Origin of the sequence: Bacillus sp. FSL H7-0578, from assembly GCF_038630855.1 — a bacterium.
GTDB classification, from domain to species: domain Bacteria; phylum Bacillota; class Bacilli; order Bacillales; family Bacillaceae; genus Bacillus; species Bacillus safensis.
The window spans coordinates 1,655,494-1,677,328 of the sequence record NZ_CP152045.1 but is presented as its reverse complement, the minus strand read 5'-3'; the positions used below and the strand labels follow the sequence as shown (position 1 = coordinate 1,677,328).

Annotated in this window: 25 protein-coding genes; 8 read left to right on the top strand and 17 right to left on the bottom strand. The window is 40.7% G+C overall.

Annotated features, from left to right (window positions below):
* Nucleotides 1-2: 2 nt before the first annotated feature.
* Complete coding sequence (gene hflX / locus MHB41_RS08490; protein ID WP_024427043.1) at nt 3-1,274, bottom strand: GTPase HflX; 1,272 nt, start codon at nt 1,272-1,274, stop codon at nt 3-5.
* Nucleotides 1,275-1,395: 121 nt separating this feature from the next.
* Nucleotides 1,396-2,355 carry a stage V sporulation protein K gene (gene spoVK / locus MHB41_RS08485; protein ID WP_024424083.1) on the bottom strand — a complete coding sequence of 320 codons (960 nt, stop codon included), beginning with the start codon at nt 2,353-2,355 and terminating at the stop codon, nt 1,396-1,398.
* Between the two features lie 320 nt (nt 2,356-2,675).
* On the opposite strand from spoVK, the gene MHB41_RS08480 reads away from it, so the two are divergent.
* Nucleotides 2,676-3,434 (top strand): N-acetylmuramoyl-L-alanine amidase, encoded by a 759-nt coding sequence (locus MHB41_RS08480; protein ID WP_061109893.1) that lies wholly within the window; start codon nt 2,676-2,678, stop codon nt 3,432-3,434.
* Between the two features lie 67 nt (nt 3,435-3,501).
* Here the strand turns inward: MHB41_RS08480 and MHB41_RS08475 are convergent, their stop codons facing one another.
* The 9 genes from MHB41_RS08475 to MHB41_RS08435 all read right to left on the bottom strand — a co-directional run bounded on the left by MHB41_RS08475 (nt 3,502) and on the right by MHB41_RS08435 (nt 10,376).
* Nucleotides 3,502-4,119 carry a hypothetical protein gene (locus MHB41_RS08475; protein WP_024424084.1) on the bottom strand — a complete coding sequence of 206 codons (618 nt, stop codon included), beginning with the start codon at nt 4,117-4,119 and terminating at the stop codon, nt 3,502-3,504.
* 88 nt (nt 4,120-4,207) lie between these two features.
* Complete coding sequence (gene nrdF, locus MHB41_RS08470) at nt 4,208-5,188, bottom strand: class 1b ribonucleoside-diphosphate reductase subunit beta (protein ID WP_024424085.1); 981 nt, start codon at nt 5,186-5,188, stop codon at nt 4,208-4,210.
* Between the two features lie 17 nt (nt 5,189-5,205).
* Nucleotides 5,206-7,308: a class 1b ribonucleoside-diphosphate reductase subunit alpha gene (gene nrdE, locus MHB41_RS08465; RefSeq protein WP_024424086.1), complete on the bottom strand. Its 2,103-nt coding sequence runs from the start codon at nt 7,306-7,308 to the stop codon at nt 5,206-5,208.
* On the bottom strand, nt 7,268-7,660 hold the full coding sequence (gene nrdI, locus MHB41_RS08460; RefSeq protein WP_008360380.1) for a class Ib ribonucleoside-diphosphate reductase assembly flavoprotein NrdI: 393 nt from the start codon (nt 7,658-7,660) through the stop codon (nt 7,268-7,270). Before nrdI ends, nrdE begins: the two co-directional genes overlap by 41 nt.
* Nucleotides 7,661-7,925: 265 nt before the next feature.
* Nucleotides 7,926-8,138, bottom strand: a complete 213-nt coding sequence (locus MHB41_RS08455; protein ID WP_034281933.1) for a hypothetical protein — start codon at nt 8,136-8,138, stop codon at nt 7,926-7,928.
* A 79-nt stretch (nt 8,139-8,217) separates the two neighbouring features.
* On the bottom strand, nt 8,218-8,538 hold the full coding sequence (locus tag MHB41_RS08450) for a YmzC family protein (RefSeq protein WP_024424087.1): 321 nt from the start codon (nt 8,536-8,538) through the stop codon (nt 8,218-8,220).
* Nucleotides 8,539-8,700: 162 nt separating this feature from the next.
* The gene (gene hfq / locus MHB41_RS08445; protein ID WP_024424088.1) at nt 8,701-8,922 is read right to left on the bottom strand and encodes an RNA chaperone Hfq; all 222 of its coding nucleotides are present in this window, start codon (nt 8,920-8,922) and stop codon (nt 8,701-8,703) included.
* 25 nt (nt 8,923-8,947) lie between these two features.
* Nucleotides 8,948-9,904, bottom strand: a complete 957-nt coding sequence (gene miaA, locus MHB41_RS08440; RefSeq protein WP_034281931.1) for a tRNA (adenosine(37)-N6)-dimethylallyltransferase MiaA — start codon at nt 9,902-9,904, stop codon at nt 8,948-8,950.
* Between the two features lie 70 nt (nt 9,905-9,974).
* The gene (locus tag MHB41_RS08435; RefSeq protein WP_034281930.1) at nt 9,975-10,376 is read right to left on the bottom strand and encodes a YmaF family protein; all 402 of its coding nucleotides are present in this window, start codon (nt 10,374-10,376) and stop codon (nt 9,975-9,977) included.
* 104 nt (nt 10,377-10,480) lie between these two features.
* On the opposite strand from MHB41_RS08435, the gene MHB41_RS08430 reads away from it, so the two are divergent.
* The 4 genes from MHB41_RS08430 (at nt 10,481) to MHB41_RS08415 (ending at nt 12,103) form a co-directional block, all read left to right on the top strand.
* Nucleotides 10,481-10,744: a hypothetical protein gene (locus MHB41_RS08430; protein WP_025093279.1), complete on the top strand. Its 264-nt coding sequence runs from the start codon at nt 10,481-10,483 to the stop codon at nt 10,742-10,744.
* Nucleotides 10,745-10,856: 112 nt separating this feature from the next.
* Nucleotides 10,857-11,399, top strand: coding sequence for a TetR/AcrR family transcriptional regulator (locus tag MHB41_RS08425; RefSeq protein ID WP_034281929.1), 543 nt, complete (start codon nt 10,857-10,859; stop codon nt 11,397-11,399).
* A gap of 2 nt (nt 11,400-11,401) precedes the next feature.
* On the top strand, nt 11,402-11,719 hold the full coding sequence (locus MHB41_RS08420; RefSeq protein ID WP_034281927.1) for a multidrug efflux SMR transporter: 318 nt from the start codon (nt 11,402-11,404) through the stop codon (nt 11,717-11,719).
* Nucleotides 11,720-11,734: 15 nt separating this feature from the next.
* Complete coding sequence (locus MHB41_RS08415) at nt 11,735-12,103, top strand: multidrug efflux SMR transporter (protein WP_034281925.1); 369 nt, start codon at nt 11,735-11,737, stop codon at nt 12,101-12,103.
* Nucleotides 12,104-12,150: 47 nt separating this feature from the next.
* On the opposite strand, the gene MHB41_RS08410 is transcribed toward MHB41_RS08415, so the two are convergent.
* Nucleotides 12,151-12,600 (bottom strand): OsmC family protein, encoded by a 450-nt coding sequence (locus MHB41_RS08410; RefSeq protein WP_034281924.1) that lies wholly within the window; start codon nt 12,598-12,600, stop codon nt 12,151-12,153.
* 76 nt (nt 12,601-12,676) lie between these two features.
* Entirely contained in the window at nt 12,677-13,411 is a 735-nt protein-coding gene (locus MHB41_RS08405; protein WP_024427035.1) for a poly-gamma-glutamate hydrolase family protein, read from the bottom strand.
* Nucleotides 13,412-13,995: 584 nt separating this feature from the next.
* On the opposite strand from MHB41_RS08405, the gene MHB41_RS08400 reads away from it, so the two are divergent.
* Nucleotides 13,996-15,321 (top strand): S8 family peptidase, encoded by a 1,326-nt coding sequence (locus MHB41_RS08400; protein WP_340900354.1) that lies wholly within the window; start codon nt 13,996-13,998, stop codon nt 15,319-15,321.
* Nucleotides 15,322-15,410: 89 nt separating this feature from the next.
* Here MHB41_RS08400 and MHB41_RS08395 read toward each other — a convergent pair whose 3' ends face one another.
* The 3 genes from MHB41_RS08395 to MHB41_RS08385 all read right to left on the bottom strand — a co-directional run bounded on the left by MHB41_RS08395 (nt 15,411) and on the right by MHB41_RS08385 (nt 18,254).
* The gene (locus MHB41_RS08395) at nt 15,411-16,559 is read right to left on the bottom strand and encodes a Rap family tetratricopeptide repeat protein (RefSeq protein WP_034281920.1); all 1,149 of its coding nucleotides are present in this window, start codon (nt 16,557-16,559) and stop codon (nt 15,411-15,413) included.
* 162 nt (nt 16,560-16,721) lie between these two features.
* On the bottom strand, nt 16,722-17,471 hold the full coding sequence (locus tag MHB41_RS08390; RefSeq protein WP_034281917.1) for a poly-gamma-glutamate hydrolase family protein: 750 nt from the start codon (nt 17,469-17,471) through the stop codon (nt 16,722-16,724).
* A gap of 309 nt (nt 17,472-17,780) precedes the next feature.
* Entirely contained in the window at nt 17,781-18,254 is a 474-nt protein-coding gene (locus tag MHB41_RS08385) for a CarD family transcriptional regulator (RefSeq protein WP_024424099.1), read from the bottom strand.
* Nucleotides 18,255-18,826: 572 nt separating this feature from the next.
* On the opposite strand from MHB41_RS08385, the gene MHB41_RS08380 reads away from it, so the two are divergent.
* Both MHB41_RS08380 and bslA read left to right on the top strand, forming a co-directional pair.
* Nucleotides 18,827-19,231 carry a hypothetical protein gene (locus MHB41_RS08380; protein WP_034281914.1) on the top strand — a complete coding sequence of 135 codons (405 nt, stop codon included), beginning with the start codon at nt 18,827-18,829 and terminating at the stop codon, nt 19,229-19,231.
* A 123-nt stretch (nt 19,232-19,354) separates the two neighbouring features.
* A complete protein-coding gene (gene bslA / locus MHB41_RS08375) occupies nt 19,355-19,879 on the top strand; it encodes a biofilm surface layer hydrophobin BslA (RefSeq protein ID WP_024424102.1) in 525 nt (174 codons plus the stop codon).
* A 36-nt stretch (nt 19,880-19,915) separates the two neighbouring features.
* Here the strand turns inward: bslA and mutL are convergent, their stop codons facing one another.
* Entirely contained in the window at nt 19,916-21,817 is a 1,902-nt protein-coding gene (gene mutL / locus MHB41_RS08370) for a DNA mismatch repair endonuclease MutL (RefSeq protein WP_034281912.1), read from the bottom strand.
* Between the last annotated feature and the right edge of the window lie 18 nt (nt 21,818-21,835).

The following is a 21,835-nucleotide window of genomic DNA, read 5'->3' as shown; positions in this document are numbered from 1 at the left end:
ATTTAATTCCTTTCCAACATATACTTCTTGATTTGACCTAAAATGGTCTGATCCTCACCACTATATCCGGTGATGTCATATATTTCTGCTTCTTTTTGAAATTCTAGTGATTCCACAAGCGTTTCTGATTTTAATGCGGAAATGAGCTTGCCTTCATGCGCTGGAATCTTTACATGATATGGCTTTAAAAAGGCTTTTTTCAGCTCGGCCATAATATCCGCTTTTAACCTTTTTACATCTTCCTTGCGCTTAGCACTGATTAAGATGTGGCGATGCTTTGAAGATGGGATGAAATCTGGTCTAATTTGATCTTCCTTGTTATAAACAGTCAGCATCGGAATTCGGTCCGCTTCTAATTCTTCTAAAAGCTCATGAACCGTTCGTTCGTGCCCTTCATAATCCTCATTAGAAGAGTCGATGACATGAAGCAAGTAATCGGCTTCCTTCACTTCTTCAAGGGTGGAACGAAATGCGGCAATCAGTGTGGTCGGAAGGTCTTGGATAAAGCCAACTGTATCTGAAATCAGCACACTGTAGCCAGATTCTAATGTCATCTTACGTGTCATTGGATCAAGTGTCGCAAACAGCAGGTCCTCTTCATGACTATCCGCTTCTGTTAATTGGTTAAACAAAGTTGATTTTCCGGCATTCGTATACCCGACAATGGCAATTTGGAACACACCATTTTTCTTTCGGCGCTCCCGGTATCTTGTTCGGTGTTCTTTGACTGCAGATAACTGCCCGTTAATTTCATGAATGCGGTTTCGAATATGGCGTCTGTCTGTTTCAAGTTTTGTTTCACCTGGACCTCTTGCGCCAATTCCGCCCCCTTGTCTTGAAAGGCTGATCCCTTGTCCACTTAGTCTCGGCAAGGCATACTGAAGCTGGGCAAGCTCTATTTGCAGCTTCCCCTCTCTTGTACGGGCTCTTTTTGCAAAGATATCTAAAATCAGTTGCGTACGATCAATAATTTTTACATCTAAAGCAGTCGCCAAAGCTTTTAGCTGGCTTGGAGAAAGCTCGTCATTAAAAATAATGACATCACATTCGAGTTCCTCGCAAAGCACTTCAAGTTCTTCTACTTTCCCTTTCCCGATATACGTTGCACTGTCTTGTCTATTTCTCTTCTGCGTCATCACGCTGACAGCTTCACCGCCAGCGGTTTTAGTTAAGGAAGCTAATTCTTCCATTGAGTATTGAAAGCGTTCATCCGTTACATGCGGCAATTGGCAGCCGACAAGGATCGCTTTTTCAGTCATTTCATGTTCATTCAACGTTAGTTGTTTCCTTTCTGTACTTAAGTTTTCAGTAGTACCATCATACCAAACACATCACACGTATACCACTATTCGGATGGTTTATTTTAGTGACTCTTTATAAAAAGGATACGCCATTTCAAGAAGGCGTATCCTCTTTCATTTGAAGATCGTGACTTTTAATGGTCAGCAGATCTTTTTTATCATAATGATCCACAAGAAGCAGTCTCATCGCCTGGGTTCGTATGGCTTTTTCAATGGTGTTTCGCACAAACCGGCCGTTGCTGAATTTTGCCGGGCTTGTGGTACTTTTAATGTGCATTAAATAATCCCGCAGCTTCCATTCGGCTTCTTGTGTAAATACATATTCTCTGTCTGCCATCATTCGTTTTGCAATATCCATGAGCTGATCGACTGTATAATCAGGAAAGCTGATGTTGATTGGAAATCTTGATTGCAGGCCGGGGTTTAAAGAAAGAAAATGATCCATTTCCTTGGAGTAGCCAGCAAGAATGAGAATGAATTCGTGCTGTTTGTCCTCCATATGTTTTACAAGGGTATCAATCGCTTCTTTTCCAAAATCCTTTTCTCCTCCGCGTGCAAGAGAATAGGCTTCGTCAATGAACAAAATACCACCTAATGATTTTTTAATTAAATCCCTTGTTTTTTGCGCTGTATGACCAATGTACTCTCCAACAAGATCACCTCGTTCTGCTTCAATTAAGTGACCCTTTGAGAGCACATTCATTTCAAAGAAAAGCTTCCCGACAAGTCTTGCAACTGTGGTTTTTCCTGTGCCAGGATTTCCTTTGAACATCATATGAAGCGCTTGTTTTCCTACCTTTAACCCTTGTTCCTGCCGTTTTTGATTAACAAAAATCCAAGCATAAATCTCTTTTATGTTTCGTTTCATTTCATCCATACCGACAAGGCTGTTCATTTCACGCTCTATTTCCCGTAAGATGCTGTGTTTTGCCTCATTTTTCTGCAAGGCTTCTAGGTATTCTGCCTCTGAGTCTGCATCAACCAATACTTGCTTTTGTCCGTTAAGTATAATATTGATTTGGCCGTTGTTTTTATATGTGACAGCTCGCTCCAACGTATTCACCTCTCGCTCTTCTCTCTTTATTCTATTCGGGTGGAGCTGTAATCGTGACAATCGCCCGCTTAAGCCCAAGTTTGCTGTCAAAATGACCCGAGATACCGAATATTGTAGGGATTTCTGCGGTTTCCCAGGAAATGATGTGCTATTTCCATTGTATTCATCCCGTTTGGGCGGACAAACCAACAATTTGCTTTTTCTTAGAAAAATGTAGCTTTTTAATCACAAATGATGCAGAAAAGAGTCTCAATGATTTCCGCATTTTGTACAGGCAATTCTTCTATTTTCTCATAAAATAAAGACGAGGTGATGAATAGATGGTGAAAATTTTTATTGATCCTGGCCACGGAGGAACAGATTCTGGAGCTAGTGCTAATGGACTTTTGGAGAAAAATATAACACTTCAAATCGCGCTTTTATTAAGAGACATTTTGATTAGTGAATATGATGGGGTTTCCGTCCGCTTAAGTCGTTCAACTGACCAATCCGTCACTTTGTCCCAGCGTACGAATGCGGCAAACAGCTGGGGGGCAAACTATTTCGTGTCTATTCATATTAATGCTGGCGGGGGCACAGGGTTTGAAAGCTATGTGTATCCTGGCGTTTCAGCACCGACCACCACGTATCGCAATGCCCTTCATGATGAAATTGTCCGCTCGGTTGATTTTGCGAACCGCGGCAAGAAAACTGCGAACTTCCACGTTCTTCGAGAAACTTCTATGCCCGCTATTTTAACAGAGAATGGTTTCATCGATACGGCAGCTGATGCTAATAAGCTCCGCAACGCAACCTTCCTTCAAGGCATCGCTCGCGCTCATGCGACTGGTCTAGAAGAAGCCTTTCAATTGAAAAAAAAAGCAAGTAATCTTTATAAAGTGCAGGCAGGAGCTTTCAAAGTGAAAGCCAATGCAGATGAATTAGCAGCAACACTTAAATCCAAAGGCTTTGACGCGTTTGTTGTATTAGACGGTGGCATGTTCCGAGTGCAAGCCGGGGCTTTCCGTACAAAGCAAAATGCAGATGATCTCGTCGCAAGATTGAAACAGGCCGGTCACGACGCATTCGTTTTCCAATAAGTTGAAGCTGTTGTAACGAAACAAACCGGCTCAAGTCTTCTGCTGAGCCGGTTTGTTGTGTATTCATTTACGCTAAGATGTTAACGACAAATTGAGACCATGTTTCAAGACGATCGAAGTATTCAGGCTTTTTCAAATCGGCTGCTTTCATCCATTTTCCTGAGATTTGATCTGTTTCTTTTACCTCTACATGAGCACCTGGAGATAGTTCAAGCGCTGATAACAGTCCGATGTGCACACGGCCGACACTGTTGTCATCGTCATTGATTAACCCAAGGGTTTTCATTTCAAGTTTGTCTTCTTCTTGAATTGAAAGTTCTTCGTCCAGCTCACGATCTGTATTTTCTTTTAGAATCTCAGCAAAGTTTTTTCCTTCGATGAAGTTCATATGCCCCCCAAAGCCAAGAGATAACTTATGATGTAAGCGAGTCTCTCCTCCGCCTTGAAGTCTTTCGTATACATACACTTCGTCCTCACGCTTAATCACGACATAAGGAATCGGCTGCTTGAAGTCAGGATTTTCTTCTGCATCGCCTCTTCGCATTTGCTCGAAGTGCTCTTCGATTTCTTTCATAATGGTGCTGATTGTTTTCTCTTCACTGTTCACACCATTAAACGCAAGTGTTTCGTTTTGAAACACGCGTGCGCGTGGTGCTACTAAAATGATTTCGTCCATTTTTCCCATGTTCGGTAACCTCCAGTATGTAACTATCACATTGTTAGAAATGGCAAAAAGCCAAAACGAGTGATGCGTTTTGACTTTTACGCTTTCCTTATGATTCATCTCCAAAGAAGAAATCGTCATCTTTTAACGGCTCAACTGTTGCTTTTTTGTAGCCGTTCCCTTTCATTGAGAAGAAGTCATGCGACTTTGTTTTTGTATTGAGTCCATTCAATACAATAGGGTTGATCTCTTCTTCTTCAAAGTAAGGGGCAAATCCAAGGTTCATTAACGCTTTATTGGCATTGTAACGAATGAACTTTTTCACATCATGCGATAAATTGACTTGGTCATAAATATCTTCAGTGTAATGAAGTTCATTTTCATAAAGCTCGTTTAAAAGGTCAATAGAGAAATCATACAGCTCTTTTTGCACGTCAGGTGTTTGTTTGTTGTAAATTTCTTGTGCTAATAATCCAACGTACACACCATGAATCGCTTCATCACGCAAAATTAAGTTGATGATTTCACCGCTTTGCATGAGCTTTCCTTGCCCATAGAAATATAGCGGGTAGTAAAAACCACTATAAAATAGGAAGCTTTCTAAATAAACAGAAGCAACCATTGCTTTAAAGAGAGAAATAGGATCGTCCTTTTGAATCGAACGGTATAAACTGACAATCATATCTGCTTTCTTTTGCAGGAATTTATTCTTCTTGACCCATTCAAACACTTCACTGATCGTTTCAGTTGGTGCGAGTGTCATGAAGATATTTGAGTATGATTTCGCATGCACCGCATTTTCCATCATTGCCATAAAGTTGAGTACAGCTTTACGCTGATGGCCGTCCACATGTTCAGCAACAATCGGCATCCCTGTATTTCCTTGTTCTGTATCAAGTAAAGTCAGTCCAGCAAGTACCTTCATATACGTATCTCGCTCTTTTTCACCTAAATATTTCCATGTTAAGAGATCTCCGTTTAAGGAAATCTCTTCTGGAAGCCAGAACTGCTTTACATTTTGGTTGTAAAACATTTGTGTAAAATCGTCTTCGTGTTTTGACCAGTTGGCTGCATCATAAATTTTTGTCACGTTAAACTCTCCTTTAATCAAACAACACAAGAAAGACAGCCTTCCTGCCCTGTATCCTTCGTTCTTGCATAATAAAGTGTCTTAATGCCTTTATGGTGTGCATAAAGATCGATGCGGTTTAAATCACGCGTTGTCATCGTATCTTTTAAGAATAGTGTAAAGCTGATTCCTTGATCGACGTGCTGCTGAATTGTTGCGATCATATCGACCACTTTAAACATGTCCATATCGTACGCTTCTTTATAGAAGAACCAGTTTTGCGCTGAAAGACCTGGCATTGGGTAATAGGTTTTGCTGTTGCCGTATGTTCTTTCTTCGATACGTTCCATAATTGGCATAACAGAGGCTGTTGCCGATTGAACATAAGAAATGGAACCTGTTGGTGCAATACATAAGCGATAGCTGTGATACATGCCATGTTCCGCTACAAATTCTTTGAGTGCGGCCCAGTCTTCTTTTGTTGGAATGTGCATGCCTTCAAATAGTGCTGCTGCTTTTTCTGTTTTTGGTGTGAAATCATTTTCCACGTATTTATTGAAGTACTCACCAGTTGCATAGCCAGAGCCTTCATAACGATGGAATGTTTCTCCTTTTTCTTTCGCAAGCTCACTTGAGCGTTTAATTGAATAATAGTTCACCATCATAAAGAACGTATTTGCAAAATCTCTTGCTTCTTCACTTTCATAGGCAATTTGGTTTTGAGCTAAATACCCGTGAAGATTCATCGCGCCAAGTCCAATTGACTTCATCGCTTTGTTCGCTTTTCGAACAGCCGGTGCATTGCGAATGTCCGTTGTTTCAGACACAAGCGTTAGTGAGTCTGTTGCAAGCTTGACTGTTTTTTCGATCGATTTGTTTTTCATGACATTCATGATATTTAATGAACCAAGGTTACAAGAAATATCAAGACCGATTTCATCTTCTTGATCATAGTCCGTGTAAGAAGAAACCTCTGAAGCCTGAAGAACTTCTGAGCAAAGGTTTGAGAATTTCACTCGTGAAATATGGTTCAAGGCATGCTCTCTGTTTACATTATCTTGGAACATGATATATGGATAGCCTGATTCTGAGCGTAGAACAGCCAATTTTTCAAGAAGCTTTCTCGGATTGACTTTTTCTTTTTTGACTTTCGGGTTTTCTACAAGCTCGTCATACATTTCTTCCATGTCCATCTCATCAAGATGCTGTCCATATTCTTTATAGACTGTATGCGGATAGAAAGTGTAAGCTGTTTTATCTTCTCTAGCAAGCTCGATAAATTTATCCGGGATGACGACTCCAATAGACAGAGTTTTCACGCGGACATCTTCATCGGCAGAGATTTTTTTCGTATCTAAGAAATCATTGATATCTCTGTGGAAAATATTCAAGTAGGCACTGCCTGATCCTTGTCTTTGCCCCATTTGATCTGCATATCTGAATGCATTATCAAGAAGCTTCATCACGCCGACGACACCTTTTGTCGCGTTTTCGACATCTTTGATTGCTTCGCCTTTTGCACGAAGTTTTGACAGGTTCAAACTGACGCCGCCGCCTAGTTTTGACAGCTGCATGGAAATATCAATCGCTCTTGAAATATCGTTTAGTGAGTCATTTACTTCAAGCAAGAAGCAGCTCACAAGTTCACCGCGTCTTTTACGTCCAGCGTTCAAGAAGGTTGGTGTACTTGGCTGGTACTCTTGATTGATCATCAGTTCTACAAACTCAAGTGCTTTTTCTTTATCCCCACCTGCAAAGAAAAGTGCTACAACTGAAATGCGGTCTTCATAACGTTCAAGGATTTTCTTTTTATCATTTGTTTTCAGTGCATAGTCATTGTAAAACTTAAACGCACTCATAAATGATGGGAATCTAAATTTTTTGGCATATGCAGCTTCAAAGACTTCTTTAATATCTGCCATGCTGTATTGTCTTAAAAATTCTTCCTCATAGTAGTCGTTTTCTATTAAGTAATCAATCTTCTCTTCTAGATTGTGAAAAAAGACCGTGTTTTGATTAATGTAATCTACGAAATAACTATGTACAGCTTCTTTGTCCTTATCGAACTGAAACTTTCCTTCTTTTTGAATCATAATTTCGTTATTTAATTGTATCCACTTTGGAACCTGATTTTGTGACAATTCTTTCTACCTCCTGTGTAAACAATTCAACATCCCTTTTTGTTCCGCTTAGTTCAAAGGTGTGCAAAATAGGAACTTGATATTGTTTAGAAATCGTATCGGCGCTTTTTGCAAAATTATCTCCCCACACTTTGTTGCCACTCACCGCAACACCTAGTAAAAGGTGAGCATTTTTCTCTAAAAAGGACTGAGTGGTACTAGGGACTTGTCCAAATCCTGTCGTAAAGGTGACGAGAATAAACGGCGTATCCAAAAACTCTTCTCCAGTCAATTTTCGTTTGTCTGTAAAAGGGGTCTTGTCCAAAAAGCGTTGAACATTTCCTGTTTTTGAATCAAATACGATTTGAATCAATTCCATCACGACCTAGTTTTTAGTATTGTTGATCATTTCGTTATTCACTATATATAGTATACTATGTTTTTTCAAAACACAACATATAGATGTTCAAAACGAAAAAAATCAACCAACCCGGCCGAACCTTCACAGCCGAACTCGTACGTTCAAATAAATAGAGCAGAACAGGATCTAAAAATAGACTGCTCTACTCCCTATTCAACTGAAACCGAAATCTATCATAACACGAAAAAAAATCGCTTAGTAGACTAGACTTTTTGTTTTATTTTTTGTAGGCATCGCACTGTAAATCTTCTGACACTTCTGTAATTTCCACGTCAACACCTAATTCTTTTAGCACCGCTTCAAGCGCAGAGACGATTGAAGCTTCTCTCACTAATTCTTTCCCATTTACAGAAACGCTTGTTCCATATTCGAAACAGGAGTCGTCTTCACAAGTTTGTTCCCAATGATTAATTTTAATTTTATGTGTCATGAACTCATCCTTTTCTGTCTAGATGTCTGATGCATGATTATAGTGTAGCGGCTTCACATTCATTTGTAAATTTACGTGCTTACTCTTCTTCATCAAGGTCATCATCATATTCTTCGTCGTCCCATTCATCTATGTATTTCGTTGTAACGAGAGTCAGCTCTCCTTCTTTTTCATCAAACCGGTACACATGTACTTGATCATCTTTCACAACAGCAAAATGATTATTTTTTAGTGCAGCAGATGATGGTAAAACTCCATCTGCATTTTCATGAGAATGGTTATTCCAACTTTCTTGTCTCGTTTCAATGTTTGAGATAGCGCACGATCCAAACAAGACAACAATTCCAATCAAAAGGAGGATCACTCTAATCCTTCTTAATTCAAGCTCTGCATTTTCCATATGAATCCCCTCACCCTTCTAATATCCAATAAGGAATTATACGGAAAATTGGCAGAAAAGTTTCATTGCATACAAAATAGCCCCTCTGCACTGACAAAAAACGTAGCGGGTTCCGGCCGGTTTATTCGCAGAGGCATGGGGCTATTTTAAATACAACATATCCTATTCTAATTCTAGATTTACATTCTTTTGAGGTGCAAATGTAGAAATGGCGTGTTTATAAATAAGCTGCTGCTTCCCTTCTGTTTCAAGCAGCACCGTGAAATTGTCAAACCCTTTCACTTGACCGCGAAGCTGAAAGCCATTCAGCAAGAATACTGTGACAAATGTATTGTCTTTGCGGATCTGATTCAAAAACTGCTCCTGAATATTAATCGGTTTCATGTTTCGTCCTCCTTGATTCTGATAACTACAGTTTCGCTTTAAGTCCAAGCTTTCCTGCTATATATGCGAAAATTTCCTCTTTTTTGTCTGAAAAGTGGCAAGGCGGTGTCATATCAAACCAAGTGACCGCCATTTTATTACGGAACCACGTGAACTGACGCTTCGCATATCTACGGGAATTTTGCTTTAATTGCTGGATGGCTTCATCAAGTGAGCAGTCACCTTGAAAATAGGCATACAGCTCTTTATAACCAATGGCTTGAACAGACTGACAATCCTTCAAGCCAGATTGATAAAGTGCTCTCACTTCTTCAATTAAGCCCTCATCTATCATCATATCAATTCTTTGATGAATGCGCTCGTACAAAACCTCTCGATCCATTTTCAGCCCAATGAAGGCTGTATCATAAAGAGGAACTTCTTGATGCCCGTTTTGCATCTCAGACATTTTCTGACCTGTTGTATGAATCACTTCCAGCGCCCGGATCACGCGGCGGACGTTATTTGGATGAATAGCGTTTGCCGCATCAGGATCTACTGCCTTTAGCTTTTCGTGCAGCAAAAGCGCGCCGTGCTGCTGTTCAAAGAGCGTCATTTCTTCTCTAAAAGCAGGATCACTTTTCTCATCCGTAAATGTGTAATCATATAAAACAGATTGGATATAGAGGCCTGTTCCGCCGACAATCATTGGCGTTTTCCCTCTAGCGGCAATCTCTTTGATCTTCGAACGAACCAGCTGCTGAAATTCAGCTGTCGAAAAAGATTCGTCCGGCTGTTTAATATCAATTAAATGGTGCGGGATGCCATTCATTTCTTCGGGGGTGATTTTAGCTGTTCCGATATCCATCCCTTTATAAATCTGCATCGAATCCCCGCTGATAATCTCTCCATTAAATGCTTTGGCTATATCAATGCTCAATTTGGTTTTGCCGACAGCTGTCGGCCCTACTAACACGATTACTGGCTGCTTCGCTTTATTCATAACATCACTCACTTTTACAAAACTGCCTACAGTATAGCATAACTTTTCTTACTCTCCTATATCCTGCCCATCACCAGCCAAGCGGTTCATTTCCAACCACTTCATATGTTTTTCCTTTTAAACGATGCTTATGGGTTGGCCGCTTCTCATCTGGACTATAGACGACACCTCCATATGGGATGGGTACAGAATCGAGATAGGCTGAATAGGTGACTTCCTCGATCTCGTGATAATGTGTTCCATCCACTCTTGGAATTGCAGGCCCTGTGACCCCGTAGTACCTGTGGAAATGTCCTCTTTCAAAGGAGGTGATTCCGCGATAAAAATGAGTATGCCGGTCGGTATTGCTTCCATTCACAGGCTGAGAAATACCTTCTATTAAATGATAATGCCCCTCTGTTACATCCGTACGTGCTTTATATGCATGAGCATGCGGCGGACACTTTGCCCAATCAGATGGATACAGGCCCATTTCCAACATTCCTCCTTATATTAGGCGTTCACCCAAACATATGTAGGCAACTGGAATACACTGGTGTCAGTTACAGTGATTTTATGAGAAAGGAGCCTTTCATTATGAATTATTTTGACGCACCTCCGTTTATTCAAGAAGACATGAGAAGACCTTTTGGATTTGGGTTTGGCCGCCCTGGTTTTGGATTTGGGAGACCCGGTTTTGGATTTGGCCGCCCAGGCTTTGGCTTTGGAAGACCTGGATTCTTTGGACCTCCATTTTTAGGTGGTTTTGCTGGCGGTCTGCTTGCTGGATCTTTGCTTGCTCCAGGATTTGGATATCCTTATCCGCCATTCCCGCCATATGGACCATACCCTTGGTATTAAATATGACGTTTAAGTGAAAACATCCGTTCATAAAATGAATCGATTGACACACTCTTTTTTCATGGGTTAACATTTACTTTACCGACTGTTCAGTAAAGTAGGTGTTTTTTTTATGTCTAAAACCAAAAAAGAGCAAATTTTTGACGCGGCTGCCAGCACAATTCTAAAAGAAGGAGTCAGCCAGCTCACCCTTCAGCAGGTGGCAGAGCATGCAAATATGACCAAAGCTGGTCTGTTTTATCATTTTTCAAGCAAGGAAGAGCTCATCCAAAAAATGAATGAGCATGCGATTCTTTGTTTTCGTCAGCAGCTCGAGACGTATCAAGAAACATACAAACACGAAAAAGCGCCTTATGTACGCGCATATATATTGGCCACATTACATGATTTAGATATGCAGCATACGACCCAGCTATGTACAAGTATGCTGGCTACGATGTCATTTGATGATGCGCTGCTGCAACCTTGGCGTGATTTTTATGCGGAGTTCAAAGAAAAAGCAGCTGAGGAAATAAGCGATCCTGCACTGAGTCAGCTGATCCGCCTTGCATGTGATGGGATATGGTTTTCAGAAATGTTTCAGCTTGAACCGCTGAAAAGAGAGGAAAAAACCCTTTTACTTCATCGGATTTTACACCTATTAGAGGAGGGATGATCATGATCCTCGGATATCTTTTTTTGGCTGTTGCCATTTTTTCAGAAGCCATTGGCGCCGCGATGTTAAAATTATCAAATGGCTTTACGCGCTGGAAGCCTAGCGCTGCCGTAGTGGCTGGCTATACACTTGCTTTTTATATGCTGTCATTGACGCTGAACATCATTCCACTTAGCATGTCTTATGCAACATGGTCTGGGGTTGGTACGGTCCTCACGGCTATTTTTGGCGTGCTCTTTTTCAAAGAAACCTTGAACCAAAAAGCAGTCATTGGCATGGCGATGCTTGTCTCAGGGGTCGTACTATTGAATATGTCATAAAGGATGTGAGAGATCATAAAAGGAATGCTCTACTTAACAGGAGCCATTTTAACGGAGGTTTTTGGCAGTACAATGCTGAAGCTTTCACAAGGCTTTACGCAGCTGCTACCGAGTATTGGGGTACTGATCGGATTTGGCTGCGCCTTTACTTTCCTCAGTTTGGCACTAAAAACCATTGAGCTTTCGTCTGCCTATGCAACCTGGTCTGGCGTTGGAACAGCCCTTACCGCTCTTGTAGGACTTGTGCTGTTTAACGAAACCATCAGCACGAAAGGCTTCATCGGCCTTGCACTTGTCATCTGCGGCGTGATTGTCTTAAATCAGTCCAAGAAGCAACAGAACGAAACCAAAGCACAACTCGATCAAACCGAATGGACGTCATAAAAAAAGTCATTTTCTCCATATTTCAAGAGAAAATGACTTTTTTGTTTTTAACGGCCGACTTGAATGGTTTCTTCTAAAGAAATGTTCACATTCCCCTGAACAGCTCTTGAGATCATACATGAGCTTTCGGCTTTATGCGCAAGCTTACGAGCAAGCTCAATTTCATGTGCAGAAGCGGACTCTTTAAGGGTGATGACAGGTCGATGAATGATTTCCTCATAAGTAAACACACCATTTGTCACATCTACGACGGCTTCAGAGCTCATCGATAGATCCTCTTTCTCTAATTGACTCCGCTCCATCATGGCTGCAAGTGTAATGATATAACACGTAGCCGCTGCACCTAAGAGCATCTCATCTGGATTGGTTCCAACACCAGGACCGTCCATTTCCTTTGGAATCGAAATCTTTGTTTTTAATTGTTCACATGCGATTGTACCCACATCGTTACGCAGACCAGGCCAGCTTGCCTGAAGATGAAAATGATGACGCGCCATATCCGTCTCTCCTTTTGTTATCACTGTTCATAGTGTAACAAGAATTCCCCTGCTTGTCTTAGCAGGTGCACAGCCATTATGTATATTCTTCATCCAGCACTGTCCGAATCGCCCTGACATAACGATAGAATGTCTCGTTTTTTGTACTTGACCGCCTCCGAAAATCGAAACTGTCAAATAAAGCTTCACGCTGACTTCTACTAATCTCAAGCTGCACACTTTGCCCTGTTTTTGTAAGATTATTAATATTATGATTGCTTGTCCCGCTCAGGGTTGCGTGTGCGACAGCTAGTTCAGCAGAAAATCCGTTCCGCTCTAATGAGTTGACAATTTTCTCTGCACGGTCGTAATCTGTTCCGCCGACGAGAGTATGGTCAATTCCTTCCTCGCCTTTGTATCCATGCACTGCTAAAATGTAATCATGTGCTTTTGCCTGCGCGACGCCGATTGGCTCATCAAAGTTTGTACTTGTAATATGAAGTTCTGATGCATTCTCTCTTAGACCTTCAAATAAATACGTCGAAAAATCGTTGTCAAAAAAATGGACGATCTCGCTCACGCCGCCTTCGATCCTCCCGCCATGAGGTGACATCACAAGAAGGCGGCTGCCGGGCACTGGGTTGGCTGTAATGTTATAGCTGCTCGTTGATTCGTTTTCTTCAAGTTCTTTAAAATTTCGATAAATATCATTTGAACCGCTTTCGTCTTCCCCACCTGATGACACTGGCTCATCATGTTCCTGTGCTTGCATGGTATAATAAACGCCCCATCCGATCGCAAGCAGGAGAAGCAAAGCAAAAAACTTCTTCATTCCCGTTCTCCTTTAACAGATTTCTAAGCCGTTTCTATGATTTATATTGAATCATCATTTCTTATCATTTTTTCCACATTTTCTCTTCACGTTTGATCATAACACTCTAGATCATGAGATTCCTCAAAAATAAGATAATTGCATTTATATACACAGAAACGCCTCTCCTCTTTGAAAACAGAGTTAGAATAGTATGACAAACAAATGACGTTATGTTTAATATGACCTAGTCCTATCCAGTCTGTTTTCTTTAATTCGGCTTTTTTTGATAAGGATTTGATGTTTTCCATCTGTCACGCATCACATTTATATGAGCATTGACCCTGTCCACAGCCCTCCTTTTTCTGCAAAATCCTTTGTTTCACTGGTTCTCTCAGAAGAACTCTCCCACCTATCATCGGCAGATTCTATATGATTTCCACCTTTTTCTATTATTTTACAAAATGTAAGCGCTTTTCTTTTTTGAAAGACATAAGCAAGCCGCCAATATAAAGAAAAGGAGGGACAAGAATCCGAACCAAGCAGTTCTCATTCTCATAACGTAAGAGTGTACGAGAATGGATAGCTGGAATGGAGGGCATCACATGTTTGGATTTTCTATGGTGCAAATGGTCAGAACACATGCTAGTAAACTAGATCAGCCTTTAAGAGAGACCGTTCTTCACCTTTATAAACCTTTTAAATGGACGCCATGCTTTCTTCATCGTTTTTTCGAAGGCAGGCTGAAGAAGAAAAAGAAGCTTCGTGTGATCATTGAATTTAAGGAAGGTGCAGCCGAAGCAGGGATTCAAAGCACAAAACAGCTCATGAAAAAAAGCAGAAAAACAAATATAAAACGGCATTTTTCCCATATCAATTGCTGCGCTGCTGATCTAACGCCTGCTGCTTTAGAGGAGCTATTAGCAAATGGGGAGCATATTCGTAAAATTTATTTAGACCGAAAAGTTCATGCGCTGCTGGATGTAGCCGCACAAGCAAGTCATGCTGAAGAAGTCATCCGAAACGGGACAACTTTAACCGGAGAAGGCATTACGGTCGCTGTCATTGACACAGGAATTTATCCGCATGAAGATTTAGATGGAAGAATTCGAGATTTTGTGGATTTCGTCAAACAAAAAACAAAGCCTTATGATGATAATGGCCACGGTACTCACTGCGCGGGAGATGTCGCGGGAGATGGAGCCGCTTCAGATGGCTTATACAAAGGACCTGCCCCAAAAGCAAATCTGATTGGCGTGAAAGTGTTAAATAAACAAGGCGCTGGATCACTTTCTACTATTATAGAAGGTGTTGAATGGTGCATACAGTTCAACGAAGACCACCCTGATGATCCGATTCATATTATCAGTATGTCGCTAGGCGGTGCTGCGCAGCGTTATGATGACGAACAGGACGATCCAATTGTGCGTGCTGTCAATGCGGCTTGGGATCAAGGCATTGTTGTATGCGTCGCTGCAGGAAACTCTGGTCCTAACAGCCAGACAATTGCAAGCCCTGCTGTCAGCCAAAAAGTCATTACGGTCGGAGCCTACGATGACAGGAATACACCAGAATCAAGTGACGATGTCGTGGCACCGTTTTCCAGCAGAGGGCCAACTGTTTATGGGGAAGCAAAGCCTGATATCCTCGCACCAGGCGTAAACATCGTTTCTCTCAGATCACCAAGATCCTTTCTGGATAAACTCGATAAATCAAGCAGAGTCGATGAGGATTATACAACGTTATCTGGCACATCGATGGCAACACCGATTTGTGCTGGTATTTGCGCTCTACTATTAGAGCATTCACCGGATTTAACGCCAGATGAAGTCAAAACCCTGTTAAAAGAAAATACTGGCAAGTGGTCTGGGGATGACCCGATGATTTATGGAGCAGGTGCAATTGACGCAGAAAAAGCAATCAAAGAATAAAGAAAAAAGCCCTTTACGTTTTGCGTAAAGGGTGTTGTTTGTCTCATTTTTAAGTGTGAAGTCTTTCATCTACTTGAGCAGCTGACATGTTATGCTTCGTTCTCATACATCTCATCTCCTTTTTGAATGTGCGTACGCGCTTCGATCACAATCTCAAAAAAAGTGGAGGATTCCTTGTACATGTCGCGTTCCTTATAATAATTAGCCGCATCAAGCGCTAATTCCTCTAAATCAGCAAACATTTTTTTATTTCTCAGACCAAAAAGGGCCGACCTCAATTGCTCACAGCCGTCTTTCTCTATATAGAGCGCCTGCAAAAATTGGAATTTCAACTGATAAATTTCATCTTCCAATACACAAGCCTCTTTCATTCCTGTAGATATGGCCTCCCCCGCCCGCTGAATATCTCCGAGTTTAAAACAAGTAAGGGCAAGTGAAAACAATGATTTGATCATCGTGGATGCTTGATCTTTCTGATAAAGTGAGATGGCTTGTTCAAAAAAGACAGTCGCTGTATGGTACGTTCCCATACTATAATGGCAAGTGCCTAAGTTATTAAGAGCCATTGCTTTAAAGTAAGATGTGCATTCTTTTTGTTCCATCGCTTCACAGACCTTTAACGCTTTTTCTAAATAAGGAAGCGCTTTTTGATACTGATTAACATCAATCCAATTACCTGCCATGACAAAATCACATTGAATGCTTCTTTTTCCATAAAGCTGATGTTTCTTGTAGATGTCTCTTGCCTTTTTAGCGTAGTGCATGGAGAAATAGGTTTGTTTCATATGATAGTATACTTCTGCGATTTTATAGTAAAATTCTGCTTTTTCAATCTCATCTGTCACTAAAATCAGTTGATGTTCAGCATGCTTGTAATATGAAATGGCCTCGATATAGCGGCGCTGGATAAACGCATACATTCCATGAAAAAAATGAAAATAATAGCCGAGTAAGCCTGTCATCTCATCTTCTGCATCGTCAATTTCTTTAGGAAAGGACACTGCTTGAAGCGTTTCACTCCCTGCATGGACTGGCGCTAAGTGCTGAAGCATCATTTGATGGCGAAAATCCATTAGAGAATAGTATAGGAGTAAATCTTGATCCTCTTCCATATCATGAATTTCTTCTTCAACAAGGCGCTTCATGCCGTTTGCCTGTTCAACTTCAAATTTGCAAATATGCGTGTACCATTGATTGATCTTTACACCTACTTCGGAAGATGGTATTTTGTGTGCCATCCACTTCAGCCCCATTCTATCATATCAAACTGATAACTATTATTTTACATAATTTATGTTTTTAAGGCAAATTGTAAGTTATTACATATTTTATGTTCAAATCGCATATTCCTATCTTTTTTACCAAGTTTAAATAGAGTACTTTTGCCCATCAAAATTTTATTACGAAGAAGGGTCGAATTCTCTGAGCACTTCTTTTAACGCATTAATATAGCGTCTGAATGCTTTTTTCTTTCCCTTTCTCGTATCAAAATTGTCAAAAAAAGCTTCTCTTTGCGCTGTACTAATTTCGAGCTGAACGCTTTCACCACTCGCATTTCGATTATTTATATTTTTGGGATCTGTACCAGAAAGCCGTTCGCCTTTTTGTACCATTTCTGCGGAAAATCCCCGATCTTTTAGTTCTCGTACAACTGCTCTTTGCATTTTTTCATTTGTGCCGCCAACGAGCGTGTGTCTTTTATCACTTTTATAGCCGTGGATGGAAATTGAAAAAGGATACGTTTTAATCATTTGAACCAAAATGGGTTCATCAAAATTGGTACTCGTGATATGCAGGTCCCGGTTATTGTCTTGCTTTGTACCTTCAAACAAATACGTAGAGTAGCTTTCTTGAAAGGCTTCTACAATTTCACTTGTTCCTGGTTCAATGTCACCTCCATGAGGAGAAAATACGAGTAAATCACTTCCGCCCTTTTCGTGAAATTCTATCTCATAACCGTCTCTTTCATATCGCATGAGCTGTTTAAAGTTTTCATATTGATCGCCTTGTTTTCGCTCTTTTTGATACTTTTCTACCTCTTGATGATGCTGCTTTTGCTCTTTTTTTTCTTGAACAGAATGGCTGCATTTCACCATTAAAAGAGTACACAGAATAAGAAAGATGAATCCACATATTAGTAACCTTTTCATTTCACCGCTCCTTTTTTCTCTTAGGTGTCATCTTACCGCAATATTTTACTATCAATGGCTTAGAAAATTCAAAGGTTGTCCGGCTCATTTGAATTAATCAGGAGAAGTTACCTGTTTTTAATGTTATCTAGGTATTTCAGAGGTCTTTAAATTTTTGTTGTGAACGTAAAAACTAAATCGTATGACCTCATTTCAATTTTAGTTAAAACCACCTACAAAAATGGCAATATTACTCTTTTCTTCAAACAAAAAAGCTGTAAACAAAAGGAGTGCCCCCTTCAGTTTACAGCTAGTCTCTGTATATCATCATTACATTCTTAATTCATTCTCTAAAGCTGTCATCACTTCATCTTGCGTCAGTCCCTGTGCAAGTGAAATCTCACTCACTAACATACCTCTTGCATCTTCAAGCATCTTCTTTTCACTTGAATTTAATGCTTTCTTCTGATTTCGTCTCATTAGATCTTTGACAACGTCTGCACCATCTTCGATCGCACCTGTTTTTAGCTTTTTCAGATTTTCATCATATCTTTGCTTCCAAGTAAGCGTGTCGTCGTTTGTTTCTTCTGCAAAATTGTTCATCACAACTTTCAGCGTTGCTTGATCTGCTACCGGACGTATACCTAGTTGATTGATTCTGCCTTTTGGGACCATCATCTGCATATTCGGCATTTGAATCAGGAAATATTCCTGCGTCTTACCTAAAATCTCTTTTTCTTCCATTCCTTCAATCACACCGGCTCCATGCATTGGATAAACAATTTTATCACCTATTTGAAACAAATCCGCCACCTCCGAAAGTATTCACAATATCATTATAACACATTTCATCAGAGGATAAAAATTTATATTTTATCATGTTAATTTAGCACTAGTCAATTCTTTTTATTTGAGTTTTTTCAGAAAAAGGCCTTTTTTTATAAAAGAAGCAAGAGCATCCAGTCCTCATGACTCTTTCTTGCATATACTAGCATTGAGTCACATTTAGGAGGGATGACAATGTGCAAATGCAAGTGCAAACATTCCCACTCACACTGCCATAAAAAGCATGACGATCATTGCCATGAGGATCCATGTAAAGAAAAAAAGTTTTGTCATAAAAAAGATAAATGGTTTGAGAGCGATTTTTGGGATACCTCTCGAAGCTACGATCCCTGTTATTTTCCTAAAAGTGTCTGCAGCAGATGTAAAAAGCGTCGCAGAAGAAGACACAGCTACACAATTTAAGGCTTGACGCTTTACCTGCTTTTCCTTTTACCGGCTGAAAGGCCGGTTTTTTTCTTTTATATGGATAGGCTCATGAAGCAGATCTGTCTCATAGGATATGGCAACCTGACATAAAGGATGAGATATACATGAACGATATGAACAGCCAAATGAATCATTATCACCAAGAAAATCCCTATCACACATTTGAAAATGTGTATACAGCCAATCATGAGCATATGGTCGCGCCAAACATGCATGATCATATGAATATGCCAAACCATTATCATAGCGGCAAAAAAGATGTGTATAACGCGCACCATCCACATCATCATTCAGTTTATTCACCGTTTCCAAATCAGCATGATACCTTTTCAAAGCATGTTCCAATGAAGGACCATCATCATCTAGGCCATTATGGTGGATACGGGATGATGCCACATCATCCATATGGTTATCAAGATATGCATATGATGATGCCAACAAACCAGCAAATGCCAGGCCATTATTACGGAATGAATCAACCAAATGCGCTATTTCCCCGCTATTACTAAAGAATGACAAAATAAGGGTATAATGTCCCATTTAATACCATATGGTAATATGGTAACATTATAGGTAAATAATGGGTGTAATCATCTATTATTTACCTATATTCAACAAGGGGGAAGGAAAAAATGAAAAAAACGTGGACGATTCTTATGATGGGGATGCTCACATTGGTTATGGCACTGTCAGTACCGCTTTCTGCATCTGCTGAGGAAGCCGGCAAAGCAACAACCAATGCAAAACCAGCTGCACTTTACGCAAAAATTACAGGAGCAAGTAAGCAGGAATGGTCTTTTTCTGACATTGAGCTGACGTACAGCCCAAATTCTGTTCTAAGTCTTGGTGCGGTTGAGTTCACTCTGCCAAAGGGTTTCCAAGCAACAACTAAAGACATTATGAACGGTAAAGCATTAAAAGACAGCTACATTTTGAACAACGGACAAACCGTTCGTATCCCGCTCAGATTGGATTTACTTGGAATTTCCAAATATACATTAAAGCTTTCACATAAAGTACTTCCTGCTGCAGGTACATATACGTTCCGTGCAGAAAATCGAGCCATCAGCATCGGTTCCACATTTTATGCAGAAGATACGATTGATATTAATACACGACCAGTTGTGGTCACACCGCCAGATCCTTGCGGATGCTAAATAAAAAAGCGCTCTGATTAGAGCGCTTTTTTTATATCACATCACCCGTTTAAACATTTTCTCCATCTCATATGTCGAGTGATGAATGATGATCGGCCGGCCGTGCGGACAGGTGAATGGGTCCTTCGTTTGCCGAAGTTCATCTAATAAGGCTTTGATTTCATCATGACGCAAATGACGATTTGCTTTGATTGAGCCTTTACAGCTCATCATAATCGCCGCTTCTTCTCTCAGTTTCTTGATATCAACACGTTTTTCATTAAGCACTTGCTCTATAATCTCTTCGATCAGTTCAGCCTCTTCACCTTTTGGAAACCACTGCGGATGCGACCGAACGATGTAGCTACCTGAACCAAAGGGCTCTAAGAAGACCCCCACTTTCGCTAGAATATCCTTATGCTCTTCAATGATCAGCATATCGTTTTTAGAGTAGTGAAATGTTAAGGGGACGAGCATTTCTTGCACTTCCTGCTTGATCTCTCCCACCTTCTCACGATAATACTCATACTTGATTCGCTCTTGAGCCGCATGCTGGTCGATGATATAAAGACCTCGTTCATTTTGAGCCAAAATATATGTGCCGTGCATTTGTCCAATTGGATACATCACAGGGACGCGCTCATTTTCAGGAATTGTTTCTGTCATTTCTTCGTGCAGTACCGTCTCTTCATATTCAAGTGAAGCGGCGGATTCCTCTAAATGAACACGCTCAGATGAGGCTTCTTCATAACATACTGGTGATGATGCTTCTGTCTTCTCTTGTTTAGGCATTCCGTATGCATCGGTATGACTTGTCTCGTATACGATCGATTCGAGCGGCTCCGGCTGATAGGTTAGCGGTGTTTCCGCTGGGCTTTGTTTTCCTTGTTTCGCATCGAAGGTTAAGGATTGCTGCTCATTTTTCACAGCTGGCATTGGTGCTTTTTTTGGTGCTGAAGCACTTGGAATGAGCTGCTGCTTTTGAAATACTTCCTTAATTCCTTGTTTAATCAGCTCATGAAGTTCCTGCTCTTTACTTAGTCTCACTTCAAGCTTCGAAGGATGAACGTTCACGTCCACTAGAATGGGATCCATCTTCATCTCAATAAATGTAATTGGATGGCGGCCAATCGGAAGCAGCGTGTGATACCCTTCATGGATCGCTTTCACGAGCGGAAAATGTTTGACATATCGGCCGTTTACAACAGAAGACATATAATTCCGTGATGCCCTCGTCACTTCTGGTAAGGAAATATATCCTTTCACTTCAAAATCAAGTGATTGTACGTGAAGCGGCAGCATTTTTTTAGCCACAGCTGTCCCGTAAATGGCCGCAAGTACATGACGCACATCTCCGTTTCCATTTGTCTGTAGCAGAACTTTCCCTTGATGACGCAAACGGATCGATACTTCGGGATGAGCTAGTGCAATTCGATTGACCACATCCGATATATTGCCAAGTTCCGTATGAACGGTTTTCATGTATTTTAGGCGGGCTGGCGTATTGTAAAATAAATTGGTGACCACAATCTCGGTGCCGCGGCGGCCAGAGGTTTTTTTCTCTGAAATAATCTTCCCGCCTTGCAAAGCTAAGTGTGTCCCAGCTCCTTCGCCAGTACTTGTTTTCATTTCTAGATGAGAGACGGATGCAATACTTGGCAGCGCCTCTCCTCTGAATCCGAGCGTTCTAACACGAAACAGATCATTTTCATCTTTGATTTTACTCGTTGCATGGCGCTGGAAGGCGAGCTTACAATCTTCAGCATCGATTCCAACACCATTATCAATAATCCTGATAGAAGAAAGACCTGCTTCTTCTACATCGATTTCAATGACTGTACTTTTTGCATCGATCGCATTTTCCACAAGCTCCTTTACAACAGAAGCCGGACGCTCAACCACTTCACCTGCAGCAATTTTATTGGATAGGTCATCGGATAACTGAATAATCTTTGCCATTTCTGCTCACCTCACCTT